16 protein-coding genes and 2 tRNA genes are annotated in these 16,908 nt (G+C 48.5%); 14 read left to right on the top strand and 4 right to left on the bottom strand.

Annotation, left to right across the window (positions count from 1 at the left end):
• The first annotated feature begins 36 nt into the window (after positions 1 to 36).
• The 8 genes from fadB to AKN87_RS05050 all read left to right on the top strand — a co-directional run bounded on the left by fadB (position 37) and on the right by AKN87_RS05050 (position 6,056).
• Complete coding sequence (fadB, locus tag AKN87_RS05085; RefSeq protein ID WP_053102681.1) at positions 37 to 2,184, top strand: fatty acid oxidation complex subunit alpha FadB; 2,148 nt, start codon at positions 37 to 39, stop codon at positions 2,182 to 2,184.
• A gap of 30 nt (positions 2,185 to 2,214) precedes the next feature.
• On the top strand, positions 2,215 to 3,390 hold the full coding sequence (gene fadA, locus AKN87_RS05080; RefSeq protein WP_053100035.1) for an acetyl-CoA C-acyltransferase FadA: 1,176 nt from the start codon (positions 2,215 to 2,217) through the stop codon (positions 3,388 to 3,390).
• Positions 3,391 to 3,549: 159 nt separating this feature from the next.
• Positions 3,550 to 3,963: a PA2817 family protein gene (locus AKN87_RS05075; protein ID WP_053100034.1), complete on the top strand. Its 414-nt coding sequence runs from the start codon at positions 3,550 to 3,552 to the stop codon at positions 3,961 to 3,963.
• A gap of 128 nt (positions 3,964 to 4,091) precedes the next feature.
• Positions 4,092 to 4,167, top strand: a tRNA-Glu gene (locus AKN87_RS05070).
• Between the two features lie 6 nt (positions 4,168 to 4,173).
• Positions 4,174 to 4,249: transfer RNA gene (locus tag AKN87_RS05065), tRNA-Gly, on the top strand.
• A 311-nt stretch (positions 4,250 to 4,560) separates the two neighbouring features.
• Entirely contained in the window at positions 4,561 to 4,746 is a 186-nt protein-coding gene (locus tag AKN87_RS05060) for an antitoxin VbhA family protein (RefSeq protein ID WP_053100033.1), read from the top strand.
• Positions 4,747 to 5,370, top strand: coding sequence for a Fic/DOC family protein (locus AKN87_RS05055; RefSeq protein WP_053100032.1), 624 nt, complete (start codon positions 4,747 to 4,749; stop codon positions 5,368 to 5,370). It begins immediately after the preceding gene.
• 38 nt (positions 5,371 to 5,408) lie between these two features.
• A complete protein-coding gene (locus AKN87_RS05050; RefSeq protein WP_053100031.1) occupies positions 5,409 to 6,056 on the top strand; it encodes a glutathione S-transferase in 648 nt (215 codons plus the stop codon).
• A 10-nt stretch (positions 6,057 to 6,066) separates the two neighbouring features.
• On the opposite strand, the gene AKN87_RS05045 is transcribed toward AKN87_RS05050, so the two are convergent.
• A complete protein-coding gene (locus AKN87_RS05045) occupies positions 6,067 to 7,071 on the bottom strand; it encodes an AraC family transcriptional regulator (protein WP_053100030.1) in 1,005 nt (334 codons plus the stop codon).
• 139 nt (positions 7,072 to 7,210) lie between these two features.
• Between AKN87_RS05045 and AKN87_RS05040 the strand changes: the two genes are divergently transcribed.
• Genes AKN87_RS05040 through AKN87_RS05030 form a run of 3 tightly spaced genes read left to right on the top strand, consistent with a single transcriptional unit; the run spans position 7,211 to position 11,970 of the window.
• Positions 7,211 to 8,806: an FAD-binding oxidoreductase gene (locus AKN87_RS05040; RefSeq protein ID WP_053102680.1), complete on the top strand. Its 1,596-nt coding sequence runs from the start codon at positions 7,211 to 7,213 to the stop codon at positions 8,804 to 8,806.
• Between the two features lie 12 nt (positions 8,807 to 8,818).
• A complete protein-coding gene (locus tag AKN87_RS05035; RefSeq protein ID WP_053100026.1) occupies positions 8,819 to 10,417 on the top strand; it encodes a glycerol-3-phosphate dehydrogenase/oxidase in 1,599 nt (532 codons plus the stop codon).
• Positions 10,414 to 11,970: an FGGY-family carbohydrate kinase gene (locus AKN87_RS05030; RefSeq protein WP_053100025.1), complete on the top strand. Its 1,557-nt coding sequence runs from the start codon at positions 10,414 to 10,416 to the stop codon at positions 11,968 to 11,970. Before AKN87_RS05035 ends, AKN87_RS05030 begins: the two co-directional genes overlap by 4 nt.
• Before the next feature lie 73 nt (positions 11,971 to 12,043).
• On the opposite strand, the gene AKN87_RS05025 is transcribed toward AKN87_RS05030, so the two are convergent.
• The 3 genes from AKN87_RS05025 to AKN87_RS05015 all read right to left on the bottom strand — a co-directional run bounded on the left by AKN87_RS05025 (position 12,044) and on the right by AKN87_RS05015 (position 14,704).
• Positions 12,044 to 12,475, bottom strand: coding sequence for a GFA family protein (locus AKN87_RS05025; protein ID WP_053100024.1), 432 nt, complete (start codon positions 12,473 to 12,475; stop codon positions 12,044 to 12,046).
• Between the two features lie 138 nt (positions 12,476 to 12,613).
• The gene (miaB, locus tag AKN87_RS05020; protein WP_053100023.1) at positions 12,614 to 13,948 is read right to left on the bottom strand and encodes a tRNA (N6-isopentenyl adenosine(37)-C2)-methylthiotransferase MiaB; all 1,335 of its coding nucleotides are present in this window, start codon (positions 13,946 to 13,948) and stop codon (positions 12,614 to 12,616) included.
• 99 nt (positions 13,949 to 14,047) lie between these two features.
• On the bottom strand, positions 14,048 to 14,704 hold the full coding sequence (locus AKN87_RS05015; protein WP_053100022.1) for a class I SAM-dependent methyltransferase: 657 nt from the start codon (positions 14,702 to 14,704) through the stop codon (positions 14,048 to 14,050).
• 104 nt (positions 14,705 to 14,808) lie between these two features.
• On the opposite strand from AKN87_RS05015, the gene nrdR reads away from it, so the two are divergent.
• From nrdR to cobU, 3 genes are read left to right on the top strand one after another with little or no spacing between them, the layout of a single operon-like run.
• On the top strand, positions 14,809 to 15,273 hold the full coding sequence (gene nrdR, locus AKN87_RS05010; protein ID WP_053102679.1) for a transcriptional regulator NrdR: 465 nt from the start codon (positions 14,809 to 14,811) through the stop codon (positions 15,271 to 15,273).
• Positions 15,274 to 15,278: 5 nt separating this feature from the next.
• Complete coding sequence (ribD, locus tag AKN87_RS05005) at positions 15,279 to 16,382, top strand: bifunctional diaminohydroxyphosphoribosylaminopyrimidine deaminase/5-amino-6-(5-phosphoribosylamino)uracil reductase RibD (protein ID WP_053100020.1); 1,104 nt, start codon at positions 15,279 to 15,281, stop codon at positions 16,380 to 16,382.
• Positions 16,379 to 16,906 carry a bifunctional adenosylcobinamide kinase/adenosylcobinamide-phosphate guanylyltransferase gene (cobU, locus tag AKN87_RS05000; RefSeq protein WP_053100019.1) on the top strand — a complete coding sequence of 176 codons (528 nt, stop codon included), beginning with the start codon at positions 16,379 to 16,381 and terminating at the stop codon, positions 16,904 to 16,906. Before ribD ends, cobU begins: the two co-directional genes overlap by 4 nt.
• Positions 16,907 to 16,908: the final 2 nt, after the last annotated feature.

Genomic DNA, 16,908 nt, shown 5'->3' with positions numbered 1-16,908 from the left:
GTTCTTGTTCAGCTTCCCTAGCGTGGAGATCAGTTGATGATTTACGAAGGTAAAGCCATCACGGTTAAGGCACTTGAAGATGGCATCGTTGAGTTAAAATTTGACCTCAATGGTGAGTCCGTAAACAAGTTTAACCGTCAAACTTTAGAAGAATTACAAGCAGCCACTAGCGCCATCGCGGCTGATAGTTCGGTTAAAGGTGTATTAGTTAGCAGTGGTAAAGACGTATTTATTGTTGGTGCTGACATTACCGAGTTTGCCGATAACTTTAACCGCAGCGAAGAAGAGCTGGCTCAGTTCACTCTAGAAGCCAACCAAATCTTTAATGCCTTTGAAGACTTAGCTGTACCTACCGCAGTTGCCATTAATGGTATTGCCTTAGGCGGTGGTCTAGAAATGTGTATGGCGGCTGATTACCGCGTACTGGCTGATGGCGCCAAAGTCGGCTTGCCAGAAGTTAAGTTAGGTATCTACCCAGGCTTCGGTGGAACTGTGCGTATGCCGCGCCTAATTGGTGCTGATAACGCCATTGAGTGGATCGCAGCCGGTAAAGAAGGCCGTGCTGAAGAAGCGCTGAAAGTTGGTTTAGTTGATGTGGTCGTGAGCCAGGATCAGTTAAAGCCAGCTGCTTTAGACTTACTTAAGCGTGCTATTGCAGGCGAGCTAGACTATAAAGCTAAGCGTCAGCCGAAGTTAGAAAAGCTAAAATTAAATGCCATTGAGCAAATGATGGCGTTTGAAACCGCTAAAGGTTTTGTGGCTGGTAAAGCAGGCCCCAACTACCCAGCGCCAGTTGAAGCGATTAAAACCATGCAAAAAGCGGCCAACATGGGCCGTGATAAAGCATTAGAAGTAGAAGCTAAAGGCTTTGCTAAATTAGCTAAAACCTCAGTAGCGGCTAGCTTAGTGGGTCTGTTCCTTAATGATCAGGCACTTAAGCACAAAGCGAAAGAGTACGACAAACTAGCATCCGACGTAAAAATGTCTGCAGTTTTAGGTGCTGGCATCATGGGTGGCGGTATTGCTTACCAGTCAGCCCTCAAAGGTACCCCAATTTTGATGAAAGACATCAATGAAGCGGGTATCGAAACCGGTCTAGAAGAAGCCGCTAAGTTATTTGCTAAGCGTGTTGAGCGTAAGCGCTTAACTCCACTGAAAATGGCTGAGGCATTAAATCGTATTCGCCCAACCTTATCCTACGGTGACTTTAATACTGTGGATCTGGTGGTTGAAGCAGTAGTTGAAAACCCGAAAGTTAAGCACGCAGTGCTGGCAGAAGTTGAGCAAAATGTTAGCGAGAACACTATTCTGGCTTCTAACACCTCAACAATCTCAATTAACCTGCTGGCAAAAGCGCTGAAGCGCCCAGAAAACTTTGTCGGTATGCACTTCTTTAACCCAGTGCACATGATGCCATTGGTTGAAGTGATTCGTGGTGAGCACTCCTCAGAAGAAGCGGTAGCAACGACAGTAGCTTACGCTAAGAAAATGGGTAAAAACCCAATCGTGGTTAATGACTGCCCAGGCTTCTTAGTTAACCGCGTACTCTTCCCTTACTTTGGTGGTTTCGCCAAGTTAGTCAGCGCTGGTGTAGATTTTGTCCGCATCGATAAAATCATGGAGCGTTTTGGCTGGCCTATGGGGCCTGCGTACCTGATGGACGTAGTGGGAATTGATACCGGTCACCATGGCCGTGACGTAATGGCTGAAGGTTTCCCAGATCGTATGAAGGACGAGCGTCGTTCAGCGGTTGATGCCTTATACGAAGCTGATCGTTTAGGTCAGAAAAACGGTAAAGGTTTCTACGCTTACGAAACGGATAAGCGTGGCAAGCCGAAAAAGGTGGTGGATGAGTCGATTAAAGACGTATTAGCCCCAATTGTTTACGAAAACCTAGAGCTAACCGACGAAGACATCATTAACTGGATGATGATTCCTCTGTGCTTAGAAACCGTACGCTGCCTAGAAGATGGCATTGTTGAAACCGCAGCTGAAGCCGATATGGGCTTGATCTACGGTATTGGTTTCCCTCCATTCCGTGGTGGTGCGTTACGTTACATTGATAGCATCGGTGTAGCCGAATTTGTGGCCTTAGCTGACAAGTATGCAGATTTAGGACCGCTATACCATCCAACTGAAAAACTTCGTGAAATGGCTAAAAATGGCCAGAAGTTCTTCGGTTAATTGCGGACAGATTAGAGCGAGAGTATAGAAATGAGCTTAAATCCAAGAGATGCAGTCATTGTTGACTTTGGCCGTACCCCAATGGGTCGTTCCAAAGGCGGCATGCACCGTAACACTCGTGCTGAAGATTTATCAGCACACGTAATTCGTGAATTGTTGAATCGCAACGAAAAAATTAACCCCGCAGAAGTTGAAGATGTAATCTGGGGCTGCGTTAACCAAACCCTAGAGCAGGGCTGGAACATTGCGCGTATGGCGTCGTTAATGACGCAAATCCCGCACACCAGCTCGGCACAAACCGTTAGCCGTTTATGTGGATCGTCCATGAGCGCACTGCACACCGCAGTTCAAGCAATTCAAACCGGTAACGGTGATGTATTTGTGATCGGTGGTGTTGAGCACATGGGCCACGTTGGCATGATGCACGGTGTGGACCCAAACCCACATATGTCGCTGCACGCCGCTAAAGCCTCAGGCATGATGGGCTTAACCGCGGAAATGCTCGGTAAAATGCACGGCATTACCCGTGAGCAGCAAGATGCCTTTGGTGAGCGTTCACACCGTTTAGCGCAAAAAGCGACAGTTGAAGGTAAGTTCAAAGACGAAATTCTGCCAATGGAAGGCTACGACGAGAACGGTTTCTTAAAAGTATTTGATTACGATGAAACTATTCGTCCAGAAACTACGCTTGAGAGCTTAGCCGCACTGCGCCCTGCGTTTGATCCAAAGAACGGTACAGTAACTGCAGGTACTTCTTCGCAGATCACTGACGGTGCTTCAGGCATGATCGTGATGTCATGGCAACGTGCTAAAGACCTAGGCATTGAGCCAATGGCGGTGGTGCGTGGCATGGCGGTAGCAGGTGTTGATCCAGCAATCATGGGTTACGGCCCAGTGCCTTCAACTAAGAAAGCGCTGAAGCGTGCTGGCTTAAGCATTGAAGACATTGATTTCTGGGAGCTCAACGAAGCCTTTGCGGCGCAGTCGTTGCCAGTACTGAAAGATCTGAAATTACTCAATGTAATGGAAGAGAAGGTTAACTTGCACGGTGGTGCGATCGCTTTAGGTCACCCATTTGGTTGCTCGGGAGCACGTATCTCCGGAACCTTACTCAACGTGATGAAGCAAAATGATGGTAAGTTAGGTATCGCGACTATGTGTATTGGTCTCGGCCAAGGCATCACGACCATTTTTGAGCGTGTGTAACCCTATCTAGCTGCATAGCTGGTCGTCTTAGGGTAAAGCCCTCAAGTCTTCGGACTTGGGGGCTTTTTTTATTGACTGGAAATACCAGTCAAGCCAATCAATTCAGCGAGAACAAGCAAACTGCGCTATTCTACGCCGCAGTTTTATGGAGGGTAGGACATGTCCGATAGTTATTTGCAGCATCAACTCAGCTTATTAGCCCACGTGCGCACCGTGTTGCAGGCGGTGGCTGAGCAAGAGATCGAGCTGATGCCAGAGGGCAATAGCGAGCTGTTTATTGAGCGCTTTGATGAAATGGTTGCAGAGTTGCAGCAAAGCCAAGCAGATTTGTATTTAGGGCAAGAAATTATCTGCCAGATTTTTCAGCGTTATCCGCAGATTGCTCATCTGGTGCCACGGGATTTACTCTGGTTTTTTGGCGGTGATTGTTTGCACTATATGCCAGATGCTGAAATTGAGCTGTTCCAACAGTTAGAAGATCGTCGCTTTGCCGCGCTAGAGCAGGGCGAAAGCTTTGATTGGGCAACCGAGGTTGAGCTGTTATTTATGCCCGTATTAACCGCCAAACAGTGATTTTAAAATATTTTAATAAAAGTGCTTGACGGATCCTGAAATCTACTCTAATATACGCGCCACTTCCAGAGACAAACAAGCAAAAGCTTAGTCGTTTTAAGAAGTAGGAAACCAAGTTTCCAACCTGCGTCCCCTTCGTCTAGAGGCCTAGGACACCGCCCTTTCACGGCGGTAACAGGGGTTCGAACCCCCTAGGGGACGCCACATTCTGCGGGAATAGCTCAGTTGGTAGAGCACAACCTTGCCAAGGTTGGGGTCGCGAGTTCGAGTCTCGTTTCCCGCTCCAAATTTAGCGATAAGCTGAATTATAAAAAAGAGTCGAAAGACTCTTTTTTTTCGTCTGCAGTTTTTATTGCTTCAAAGGTGTCTCTAAGTAACGGCATAGTTGGCATGGCCTACTTATAGTTTGAAATAATAATTTTTAGTTTTAGCTAAGGCGACAGCGTTTAATTCTTGAAACTGCGCTGCTTAAACAGTAAGCGACTTTCTACAGTGATTGAAGGCTGATAAGCTAATCTATTTATCAGCAACTAGTTGAGTGTTCGGACTCATTGCTCTATTCTGCAGGCAAGGGTAGTTTTGCTTAGGAGAGTTTAGATGAGCGTTCTATCAGAACAAGAAGCAGTATTTAAAGTCAATCAAGCTATTGGGTCTATGGCTATTGAGGGTATCGTCCTTACAGCAAAGCAGCAGCAAGCAATGCTGCGGATTGTTCAAGGGCAGGTGAGTGCTGCTTCGTTGCGGGCAAAATGGTTAGCTAAGTACTCTCAGCTAAAAAGCTAAATGGAAGGCTATGAGAACTATGATCTTCAAGAAGAAGATCCCTATTTACAAGCTAATTCCACCTGTTTAATTAACTGCTTAAATATTCAAGATACCAAGTTGCTAAATGAGGCTGAGCAAGAAGGTGTTGCCATTAATCTTGCAGAGTTAATAAAAAGTCCTATTGCAGGTGATTTTAATCTAGCGCATCTATCAGCCATTCATCAGGCGTTATTTGCAGATATTTATCCTTGGGCTGGACAGGTCAGGTTGACTGAAATTTCTAAGGGTGGTCAGCTTTTTTTACCCTACCAATTAATTGAAAAAGTAGCGAATGAAATCTTCTCTGAATTGCATGCTGAGAACTTATTAGCAAATCTTGCTAAGCCAGCCCTTATTCAAAGAGTTGCTTATTACTTTGGCCGAATAAATGCTATTCATGCTTTTCGTGAAGGTAACGGCCGTACGCAAAGAGTCTTTTTTGATCAGCTAGTGGCTTTGCATGGTTATGCATTTGAATGGGCTGCTGTTTCTGGCGAGAAGATGGCTCAGGCATGTTTAGCGGCAAGGCAAAGAGAGCCTAGCTATCAGTTATTGGTTAATCTTTTTAAGTTGCATCTTAAGGCGTTGAACAGCTTGCGTTGAGATCGCTTTTGTAGGCGATTAATAATCGGTAACTTTATATGGGTTTTAATTTTCCTATTCTTTATTCCTTCCGCCGTTGCCCCTATGCGATGCGTGCGCGATTAGGGATTTTATTTGCAGGGTTGCAGGTTGAGTTGCGGGAGATTGTGTTGCGCAACAAGCCAGCGCAGATGTTGGCAATTAGTCCCAAAGGCACAGTACCTGTTTTGCAACTGCCCGATGGGCAAGTGATTGATGAAAGTCTTGATATTATGCGCTGGGCTTTGCAGCAGCAGGATCCACAGCAGTTACTTGATGAATCTACCTTGACTCAAGGCTACGCATTAGTTGAGCAGAATGATCGGCAGTTTAAGCATTGGTTAGATCGCTATAAATACGCTGATCGCTATCCTGAAATGACTCAGCTCGAATATCGGCTGCAAGGCGAGGTTTTCTTGCAGCAGTTGGAGCAGTTGCTGCTAAATCAGAGTTTTCTCTTAGGCGATAAAATCAGTCTTGCCGATATCGGTATCATGCCGTTTATTCGCCAGTTCGCCCATGTCGATCGGCAGGTATTTGCTGAGCTGCCTTATCCCAACTTGCAGCGCTGGCTAAATGCCTGGCTGCAGCATCCTTTGTTTTTGCAAGTCATGCATAAATATCAGCCATGGCAAGAGGATGACCCGGTTGTGGAGTTTCCTGCTTAAACAATGGCTATTAATGCTGCTGTCTAAAAACGAGCGGGGTGGTTTGTTTGTGCTTTTTGAAGTGGCGGAAGAATGAGCGTGACTCGCTAAAGCCCAGTGCATCGGCTATTTCTAGCAGGGTTAGGTCTGAATGCAGCAGTAGATATTCAGCTTGTTGTATTCGGGTTTGATCCAATAGCTGCTGAAAGCTAGTGCCGGCTTTTTGTAAACGGCGATCTAAGGTTCGCACGCTCAGTTGCAAGTGTTCGGCGACTTGTTGTTTGTTAAGTGACTCTTGTGCTAAATGGGTTTGTAAATAGTTTTGCACTTGTTGGCTAATACAGTTCTGCTTAAGCGCATTAGCTATTAGTAACTGACTGGCATGCTGTTCTAGCGTATTCAGTAAATGGGCATCCGCCTGTTGCAATGGCAGGTTCATGTAATCCAAAGGAATGACTAAGCTGTTACGCGGTTGATTAAAGTTAAGTGCACAATTAAACACCGCGTGATAAGCAGCTAGGTCACTGGCAGCGGCATGGATAAAATTAACCTGTAGTGGCGCATGCTGCGTGCCGGTTAAATGTTGCGCGTAACTTAGCCAGGCAGCTAAGACATTTTCCGCAAGATGTCGACTGGCAATGACTGATTGATGCCGGCAGTGCCAGATTAGCTCTAGCGTATCTTGATGGGAGTGAATTTCACTATAGCCACTATCACCAACCAATGCTTCGTAAGGAATAATGCGCTCAATCGCTTGCCCAAGGGTGGCGCAATTCATGGTGATATAACCCAAAATGCTCCACGAGGCAGGCTGAATAGACTGTGCTGCATGCAAGCCAAATAACGGGTCTTGGCTTTGTGCAGCCAACTCTAGCAGCACCTGTTCTAAGGCGAGTGTCGGCAGGCGCTGACTATTATCTTGTAAGATGCTAGGGCAGATATCGGCAGCGATTAATGCAGCTTCAGGATTAATCTGGAGCTGTTTCGCATAATTTACGAAGCGCGCTAGTACTGCGACAGAGGAGTGTTTGAGCATTGTAGTCACTTGAACTATTGGATTCCCTTACTTTAGAAGAAAGTGGCGCGATTGGCTACTTTATGGGAATTATGGACTGCCAAACCGTCAATAACTGTAGTTATTATCGACAGACTGATGGGATTTGGAGGTGGTAGCAATGCGACGCTGGAATGGCTGGGGCAGTTCTGCAATAAATCTGGATTTACCAACGCATGGGGCTGCTTTTTTGCAGCAGCTCATCGGTCAAGCAGCACCGCTGCAAGATGCGAACTTAGAGCAGGTATTAGCTAAGGTGCCAGCGAGTCGAGCACCGAATCATAGGTTAGTTAATACGGATCCGGAAGTACGCGTACGCCATGCGCGTGGACAAAGTGCTGCCGATTGGTTAGCGATGCGCTCCGGCGAGTTTGGCCTATTTCCCGATGGCGTAGCCTTTCCTGAAAATCCAGCAGAAGTTCGAGAGTTATTGGCCTGGGCAGCACAAGCACAGATTGTGTTGATTCCTTATGGCGGCGGCACTTCTGTGGCTGGGCATATTAATCCTTTGCCTGATCAACGCCCGATAATCACGGTTTCGTTGGCGCGCATGAATCAGTTGCTGGACTTAGATCCGCTCAGTTGCGTGGCAACAATTGGCCCGGGTGCTAATGGCCCCGAAGTTGAAAGTCAGTTACGCGCCAAAGGCTACACCTTAGGGCATTTTCCGCAATCTTGGGAGTTATCCACTTTAGGTGGCTGGGTCGCGACTCGCTCCAGTGGCCAACAATCGCTTAATTACGGGCGAATCGAACAACTATTTGCTGGTGGCATCTTGGAAACCTTTGCCGGCCCTTTAGAGCTGCCTACTTTTCCTGCCTCCGCAGCTGGCCCTGATTTGCGCGAATGGGTGATGGGTTCTGAGGGGCGCTTTGGGATTATTTCACAAGTTAAAGTCAATGTTTCTAAGCTACCTGAGCAAGAGCAGTTTTTTAGCGTGTTTTTACCTGATTGGGAGACAGCGCTAGCAGCGGTGCGTCAGTTAGCACAAGAGCAAGTAGCGCTTTCTATGTTGCGTCTCTCAAACCCGATTGAAACCGAAACTCAGCTTGCCTTAGCGGCTAGCCCGCAGCAAATTTATTGGCTGAATAAGTATTTAGGCTGGCGCGGAATGGGGACGCAAAAATGCTTACTAACCTTTGCTGTTACTGGCAGCAAAGCTAAGAATAAGCTGGCACTGGCGCAAACCCATGCCCTATTAAAGCGTTCGGGCGTCGCATTTATTAGCAAAAAATTAGGTGCTAAGTGGTTAGAAAATCGCTTTAAGTCCCCGTACTTACGCGAGGCTTTATGGCAACTAGGTTATCTGGTGGACACCTTAGAGACCGCGACTCCATGGAGCAATACTAGCCACTTAATGCAGCAAATGGAGCAAGCAATTAGTGCCAGTTTAGCCAAGCTTGATACGCCTACTCACGTGTTTAGTCATTTATCGCATGTCTATGCCCAAGGCTCGAGTATTTATACCACCTATATCCTGCCAGTAGCAGATAGCTATGCCGCAACTTACCAGCGTTGGCAGGCGGCAAAAATGGCAGCCAGCCAAGTGATTGTTGATCAGCAAGGTACCATTAGCCACCAGCATGGTGTAGGGCGTGATCATGCGCCTTGGTTAGCGCAAGAAAAAGGCGAGCTTGGCTTACAAGCGATTCGACAGGTAGCACAGTATTATGACCCGCAACAGCAATTGGTGCCGGGAGTTTTGTTCCAAGATTGACGGAGATCTAGCATGCATATAGCGCCTTGGAATCATCAGTGGCGAAAGCAACAGCTGTCTGATTTGCTCAGCCAACAGTGGGACTTAGTTGTGGTGGGAGGCGGAATTACTGGTGCTGGTATTTTGCTTGCTGCCGCTCAGCAAGGCTGGCGTTGTTTGCTAGTTGAACAGCAAGACATTGCTTGGGGAACCTCGAGCCGCTCATCAAAAATGGTGCATGGCGGATTGCGTTATTTAGCGCAAGGCCACTGGCGCTTAACTCGGGATAGCGCCCAGCAGCGTCAATATTTACTACAGGCAATGCATGGCTTGATCGAGCCGCTGCCGTTTGCCTATCCACATTATAAAGGTGAGTTTCCTGGGCCTTGCATAATGAGTGCAACCTTAAAGGTTTACGATACCTTGGCTGGGCAGCGTCAGCATCGGCAATATTCTCACACCGCTGCAGACTACTTAGCACCTGCGCTCAAGCAGCAACAATTAACGGCTATCAATTGCTTCCAAGATGCGATTACCGACGACGTGCGTTTAGTGCTGCGGGTTTTGCAAGCAGCGCGGGCACTCGGTGCTGAAGTATTAACTCAAGTGCAAGTGCAAGCACCTATTTATCAGCAGCAAAGGATTGTTGGCTTGCAAGTGGTTGATCAGCTATCAGGGCAGGCTTACTCATTAACGAGTCAGGTAGTAGCGCAAGCTGCAGGTGTCTGGACTGATCTTCCGCAGTCAGATAATTATCAATTACGCCCACTGCGCGGCAGTCATTTGTTATTACCTTATTGGCGACTACCCGTTAGCCAAGCGATTAGTTTTAGGCATCCGCAGGATCAGCGTTCAGTATTTGTATTTCCATGGGCAGGCGCCACCATTATTGGCACTACCGATCTTGATCATCAGCAAGATTTACAACAAGAAGCGCGGATTGAGGCAGCTGAGTGTCTGTACCTGCTGGCAGCGGCTAATCACCTATTTCCAGAGGCTCGGCTAACAATTAATGACGTACGCTCTACCTGGTCGGGAGTACGCCCGATTGTAACCAAACAACGCCAAGATCAAGCACCGTCGGCTGCGAGTCGTGAGCACCATATCTGGCAAGAACCGGGCAGAGTGTCAGTGGCGGGCGGTAAACTCACCACGTATCGGTTACTGGCAGCGGAGGTTGTGCAGCACTGTGCTTTGCAATTAACGCGCCACTTAAAATCCAAAAGTATTGATCAAAGTTGGCAGTTAGCTATACCTGACTGGAATTTTCCAGCGGCAATTGGTTGGCAGCAGCGCCAGCGTTTACTTGGCTACTATGGGCAAGGTGTGGGTGACTTGCTGGCGCTGTTTCAGCAGCTAGGAACTGAGCAGCTGGCGGGCTTGCCTTTGTATCAAGCGGAGTTAGTGTTTGCTTGTCGCTATGAGCAGGTGTTGCAGCTGGATGACTTGTTATTACGTCGTACACGAATTGGTTTATTGCTTGCTGAAGGAGGGCGAGCGCTATTGCCGCTAATTAAAACCTTATGCCAAGCTGAATTAGAGTGGAGTGATCAGCAGTGGCAGCAGCAGGTTAAACGTTATTTGGAGATTTGGCAGCGTTACTATAGTTTGCCTGAGGAGTTGTTGGTATGAGTTATCTGCTCAGCATTGATAGCGGCACACAAAGTATTCGCGCGATCTTGTTTGATGCGCAAGGGCAAGTGCAAAGTATCAGTCGGATTGAACTTGATCCTTACTACTCTTTGCAGCCTGGCTGGGCAGAGCAGGATGCTGATTATTATTGGCAAGCCTTAGGCCAAGCCTGCCAGCAACTGTGGCAGCAAACCTCAATTACCCCTGAGCAAATTAAGGGGCTGAGTGTCACCACTCAGCGTGGCAGCTTAGTGCATGTCGACCAAACTGGGCAAGCGTTACGTCCTGTTATGCTGTGGTTAGATCAACGGCGTACGACAGTCAGCAAGCGCTTATCTAGAAAATGGCGCTGGTTATTTAAACTGGCTGGTGCGACAACTTTGGTGGATTATTTTCGTTCACAAGCCGAGGTGAACTGGGTGGCTATTGAGCAGCCTGAAATACATGCACAAACCCATAAAGTGTTGTTGCTCTCGGGCTATTTTCATTACCACCTGACCGGTCGATTTACCGACTCAGTGGCAAGTTGTGTGGCTTACTTACCTTTTGATTATAAAAAGCAGGGCTGGGCTTCAGCGAATGATTGGAAATGGCAGGCATTGCCCTTGAGACCTGAACAGTTACCGGAATTGGTACAGCCAGCTGAACTGATTGGGGCGTTATTGCCCGCCGCCGCAGCGCATATTGGCTTGCCCGCAGGAGTTCCGGTAATTGCCGCAGCAGCCGATAAAGCCTGTGAGATTTTGGGTTCTAATGCAGTAGAGCCGCATGTCGCGAGTTTATCCTATGGCACCACAGCAACGATCAATACTACCCAAGCTAGATACCTTGAGGTAACGCGGTTATTGCCCGCTTATCCAGCGGCACTGCCTCGGCACTTTACTACCGAAGTGATGATTTACCGGGGGTTTTGGATGGTGAGTTGGTTTAAACGCGAGTTTGGCTTGCAGGAGGCGCTGCGAGCTGAGCAACTGGGAGTTTCGGTAGAGTCATTATTTGATGAGCTAGTGCAGCGTATTCCTGCGGGTTCGATGGGTTTAATGTTGCAACCGTATTGGACACCAGGAGTGAAAGAGCCAGGTGCTGAAGCGAAAGGTGCAATTATCGGTTTTGGTGATGTGCATACGCGTGGGCATATTTATCGCGCGATTCTTGAAGGTTTAGCTTATGGTTTGCGTCAGGGAAAAGAGCAGATTGAGGCTAAAACGAAAGTACCTATTACTGAAGTGAGAGTGTCAGGTGGTGGTTCACAAAGTGATATGGCCATGCAGATTACCGCCGATGTGTTTGGTTTGCCGGTGCAGCGCCCCGCGACCATTGAAACTTCGGGCTTGGGGGCCGCTATTTGTTGTGCGGTCGGGCTCGGTTGGTACAACAGCTTTTCTGCAGCGCTCGCAGCGATGACCCAGACCGGGCAGACATTTTATCCTAATGCTGAAAATCATCAGCTGTATCAACGGCTATATCACCAGGTGTATAAAAAAATGTATCGGCGTTTACAGCCTTTATATCGCAGTATTGCCAAAGTTACCGGTTATCCGCAGCAGTACTAAGCCCGTAAAAAATACAGTGAGCCCAACACTAAAAACGGGCTCACTGTATAAAGCCCACCCAGGGTGGGGGAGATTATTCGGCGAGTAGCTCACCTGAGCCGCCCATCTCGGCGGGCATATCACGCAGTTTGGGTAGGCCGTCTTTAATGGGTAATACGCTTTCTTGGTAATGCACATGCACACTTGGCTGAAACTGAAGGTCTGGCAAAATAGCGGCATAGACATCAGTTAAGCCCATACCAGGGTGTTCAGTTAATAGATGACCACCGCATTTAGCGCAGGAGTGACGAATGCTATGTGGCGTTTTTTGGTAGCGTAGTAACTGTTCAGCGCCTTGGGTAATTTCAACTGCAGTAGGCTGCCAGAGGGTAAAGGCATTTACAGGTCCGGCAGACCAGTGCCGGCAGGACTGGCAATGGCAATAGCCCATTGCTTCAGGAGCGCCGGTAGCAGTGAGTTGCACTGCGCCACAAAAACATTGGCCAGCATAACGAGTAGAATTCATCACAGCACCTCTAGATAGCTCAACACAGATGGACTTACTGTGGCATGGGCATTACTAGTCAGCAATGGGTCAATAGCAGCGATTACTTAGGGCTAAAGTACTAGCAGCTCGGGTATGAGCTGCTAGTGAGGAGGGCAATTAAGCGGGATCTACTAACTTACCAGCAAGGGAGAACGGCTTAGCTTCGAGAATTTCAACATCAACGAACTGGCCAATTAAGAGCGGGTTGTTACTTTGGAAGTTAACCACGCGGTTGTGCTCGGTACGGCCTTGCAGCTTGCCTGGGTCTTTTTTCGAATAGTCGGTGACTAAGATGCGTTGCACGGTACCAACCATGCGGCGGCTATTTTCAAAACCTTGTTGCTGAATGCGATGTTGCAGTAAAGCGAGACGGCGCTTTTTCTCTTGCTCTGGGGTGTCGTCAGGCAAATCGGCTGCTGGGGTACCGGGGCGTGCGCTGTAAACAAAGGAGTAAGAAAAATCAAAGCCAATATCTTCAATCAGCTTCATGGTTTGCTGAAAATCTTTTTCAGTTTCACCCGGGAAGCCGACAATAAAATCAGAGCTGATTAAAATATCAGGCACCGCTGCTTTAAGTTTACGAATCCGTGATTTGTATTCAAGAGCAGTGTGGTTGCGCTTCATATTGGCGAGCACGCGGTCAGAACCTGATTGTACTGGCAGGTGCAGATACTTAACCAGTTCAGGTACTTCAGCGTGGGCTTGAATCAGCGAATCTGAAAACTCTAAGGGGTGGGATGTGGTGTAGCGAATACGATCAATCCCATCGACTGCAGCCACCGCACGAATTAAGTCAGCTAAGTCCATCAGTTGGCCATCGGCTGTACTGCCGCGGTAACCATTCACGTTTTGCCCCAGTAGGGTAATTTCACGTACGCCATTTTCGGCGAGGTGGATCACTTCAAGCATGACATCATTAAAGGGGCGGCTGACTTCTTCTCCGCGGGTATAGGGTACAACACAGAAGGTGCAGTATTTACTGCAGCCTTCCATGACCGAAACATAAGCGCTAGGCCCATCGACGCGTGGCTCGGGTAGGCGGTCAAACTTTTCAATTTCAGGAAACGAGATATCAACTTGCGGCTTGCCGGTATCCCGCGCTGCATCAATCATTTCTGGTAAACGGTGCAAGGTCTGTGGGCCAAATACCACATCGACATAGGGCGCACGGCTGCGAATGGTTTCGCCTTCTTGGCTGGCAACGCAGCCACCAACCCCAATCACTAGATCAGGATTCTCTGCTTTTAGCTCGCGCCAGCGACCTAATTGGGAAAACACTTTTTCTTGCGCTTTTTCACGAATCGAGCAGGTATTGAGCAGAATCACATCCGCTTCTGCGGGGTTATCAGTGGTCTCCATAGCTTGATGATCGCCCAGCAAGTCAACCATGCGTGAGCTGTCATACTCATTCATTTGGCAGCCGTGGGTTTCGATATAAAGTTTTTTAACCATGGGAACACAATACCTAACAGAAAGATGAAAGTGCGCGCATTATAAAGCGCTGGGATGCCAGCGCAAACCTTAGTGCGCTAATTGGTTGTATCTAAGCATTTAGCGAGCCACGCTTTGATACAGGGTAACCTGACGAAACTCTTCAGGCTCGGCTAGATCGGGCAGCGTTTCTGCAACTAAACGTTGGCTGGTTTGATACAGCGGATGGCTAAAGTTGCGCTGCCGTGAGTCGGCAATCGTAATCTGCCGCGCAAAGCGGGGAAACTGATTAAGCAGTGGTAGGTTATCAGGATCATAAAGTAAATCAGCGGCAAACAGGCAGTCGTAGCGCTCGGTTTGGCTGAATAAATCAAAGCTGTACTCTAGTTCAAGCTGGTTGGCCTTGGCATTAGCTTGGGTGGCGGCTAACGCCACAGGGTCGAGATCACAGGCGACTACGCGCTGTGCTCCTGCACGCTTGGCGGCTAAGGCCACCACACCACTGCCGCAGCCAACATCAATCACACTTTTACCAGCCACCTGCTGTGGGTTAGCTAAAATCCATTGCGCAAGAGCTAGACCGCTGGCCCAACAAAAGCACCAGTAAGGCGGTTCTTCTAGCACCCGTTGGGTTTGTTCACGAGAAAACTGGCCTTGCATGTTATCAGGATTAATTAGCCAAAGCTGGAGTGAGGTTTGTGGCAGCGGCGTTAGGTTGAGGCTTGCATGGCTAATTAGTTGCTGTAGTTTGGCTTCTAAGGCAATTGGTGTGTTCATTAAGGTATTCAGTCATAAGGGGTAAATAAAGCCGGTGCGGATACTTTTTGTTCACTGTTGGAATGAGCTAACATGCATTGATTATTTCATCGAAAGTGAGTGCTATGTTTTGTCCATTTTGCAGTGCCAATGATACCAAAGTCATTGATTCACGTTTAGTTGCAAACGGTGATCAGGTACGCCGCCGCCGTGAGTGCGTCAAATGTGGAGAGCGCTTTACCACCTTTGAAACCGCTGAGCTGGTATTACCACGCTTAATTAAACAAGACGGCCACCGTCAACCCTTTGATGAAGACAAGCTGCGGGCTGGAATGCAGCGTGCACTTGAAAAACGCCCGGTGAGTGTGGAAAAGCTTGAAGAAGCGATTGCTCGGATTAAGCACAAACTACGGGCTACCGGCGAGCGTGAAGTGCCGTCACTGAAAGTGGGAGAGCTGGTGATGAATGAGCTGCATAATCTCGATGAGGTAGCTTATATTCGCTTTGCCTCGGTCTATCGCCGCTTTCAGGATCTCAAAGAGTTTCGCGCTGAAATCGAACGTATTTCCAATGAGCCTAAAGCCGAGTGATAGCCATGACTACGCACCAACACTATATGCAGCGGGCATTAGATTTAGCCGCGCAGGGGTTATATAGCGCCTCGCCCAATCCTCGGGTGGGCTGCGTTCTGGTAAAAAAACAGCAAATTATTGGTGAGGGTTTTCATCTACAGGCAGGCGAGCCCCATGCCGAAGTGCATGCGCTACGCCAAGCTGGCGCTGCAGCAAAAGGTGCGACGGCTTATGTCACTTTAGAGCCGTGTAGCCATGTCGGGCGCACGCCACCTTGCGCCTTAGCTTTGGTCGAGGCAGGGGTCAGTCAAGTAATCATTGCTTTGCAAGATCCTAATCCAAAGGTCGCCGGGCGTGGCATTGCCATGCTTAATGCCGCCGGAATTCAGACGCAAGTGGGTGTTTTGCAAGCGCAAGCTGCGGCGTTAAATGTAGGGTTTATTAAGCGCATGCAGACTGGTCGGCCTTGGGTCAGGGCAAAACTGGCCATGAGTTTAGATGGCCGCACCGCGATGGCTAGCGGCGAAAGTCAGTGGATTACTGGCCCCGCGGCACGGGCCGATGTTCAGCGGTTACGGGCTCGAAGCTGCGCGGTGGTGACCGGTGCCGATACGGTTATTCTCGACCAAGCCCGCTTAACGTTACGTGAGCAAGAGCTGGGCTTATCGTCCGAGCTTACTGCGGCGGCACTGTTAAAACCGCCGTTACGTATTGTGGTGGATAGCCGTTTGCGGGTGCCATTAGATGCGGCATTTTTTAGCGCTGAACATGCGGTGGTGGCTTCTACGCAAATCCCTTGTAGTCCAGCTCAGGCGAGCTATTGGCAATTGGGTACTTTAGGGCAACAGGTAGATTTAGTGGCCCTGATTGATAAGTTGGGGCAATTAGAGGCCAATGAGGTATTGGTTGAAGCTGGGCCTAAGTTAGTGGGAGCTTTCTTACAGGCAGGATTGCTTGATGAGTTAGTAGTCTATATGGCGCCTAAACTGCTGGGCAATTTAGCGCGTCCCCTACTTGATTTACCACTTGAACAGATGGACCAAGCGGTGGCATTAGCTATTCAAGAAATCACCCCCGTCGGCCAGGATTATCGTATTCGGGCGTACCTTACTGCGGCGGACCTATGAGCCAATGTCAATTGATTTTAGGAGGCGCTCGCTCCGGTAAAAGTCGCTTAGCTGAGCAACTGGCGACAGAAACTGACCTTGAGGTGGTTTATATTGCTACCGCTCAAGCCCAAGATGCAGAAATGCAGGCCAGAATTTTACAGCACCAACAACAGCGCCCAGCCCACTGGTTATTAATAGAAGAGCCCATTCAGCTGGCGCAAGTGCTACAGCAAGCGGCAAGGGATGAGCGCTGTTTGTTAGTGGATTGTTTAACTCTGTGGTTAACCAATTTATTACTCAGTGATGAGCCTCAGTTGCTAGAGCAGCAATTAACGGCATTGTACGAGTGCATTGCCGAGTTGCCGGGGCAATTAATTTTAGTCAGTAACGAGACAGGATTAGGAATAGTACCGCTAGGAGAGTTATCACGGCGTTATGTAGATCAAGCCGGTTGGATGCATCAGCGCTTAGCTCAGTTAAGTCAGCGGGTGATCTTTACCGTGGCAGGGCTGCCCCATGTCTTAAAAGGAGCAGCGTGGTGAGT

The sequence above is a fragment of the Thiopseudomonas alkaliphila genome (assembly GCF_001267175.1).
GTDB lineage: Bacteria > Pseudomonadota > Gammaproteobacteria > Pseudomonadales > Pseudomonadaceae > Oblitimonas > Oblitimonas alkaliphila.
This window is presented reverse-complemented; position numbering and strand designations above follow the sequence as displayed.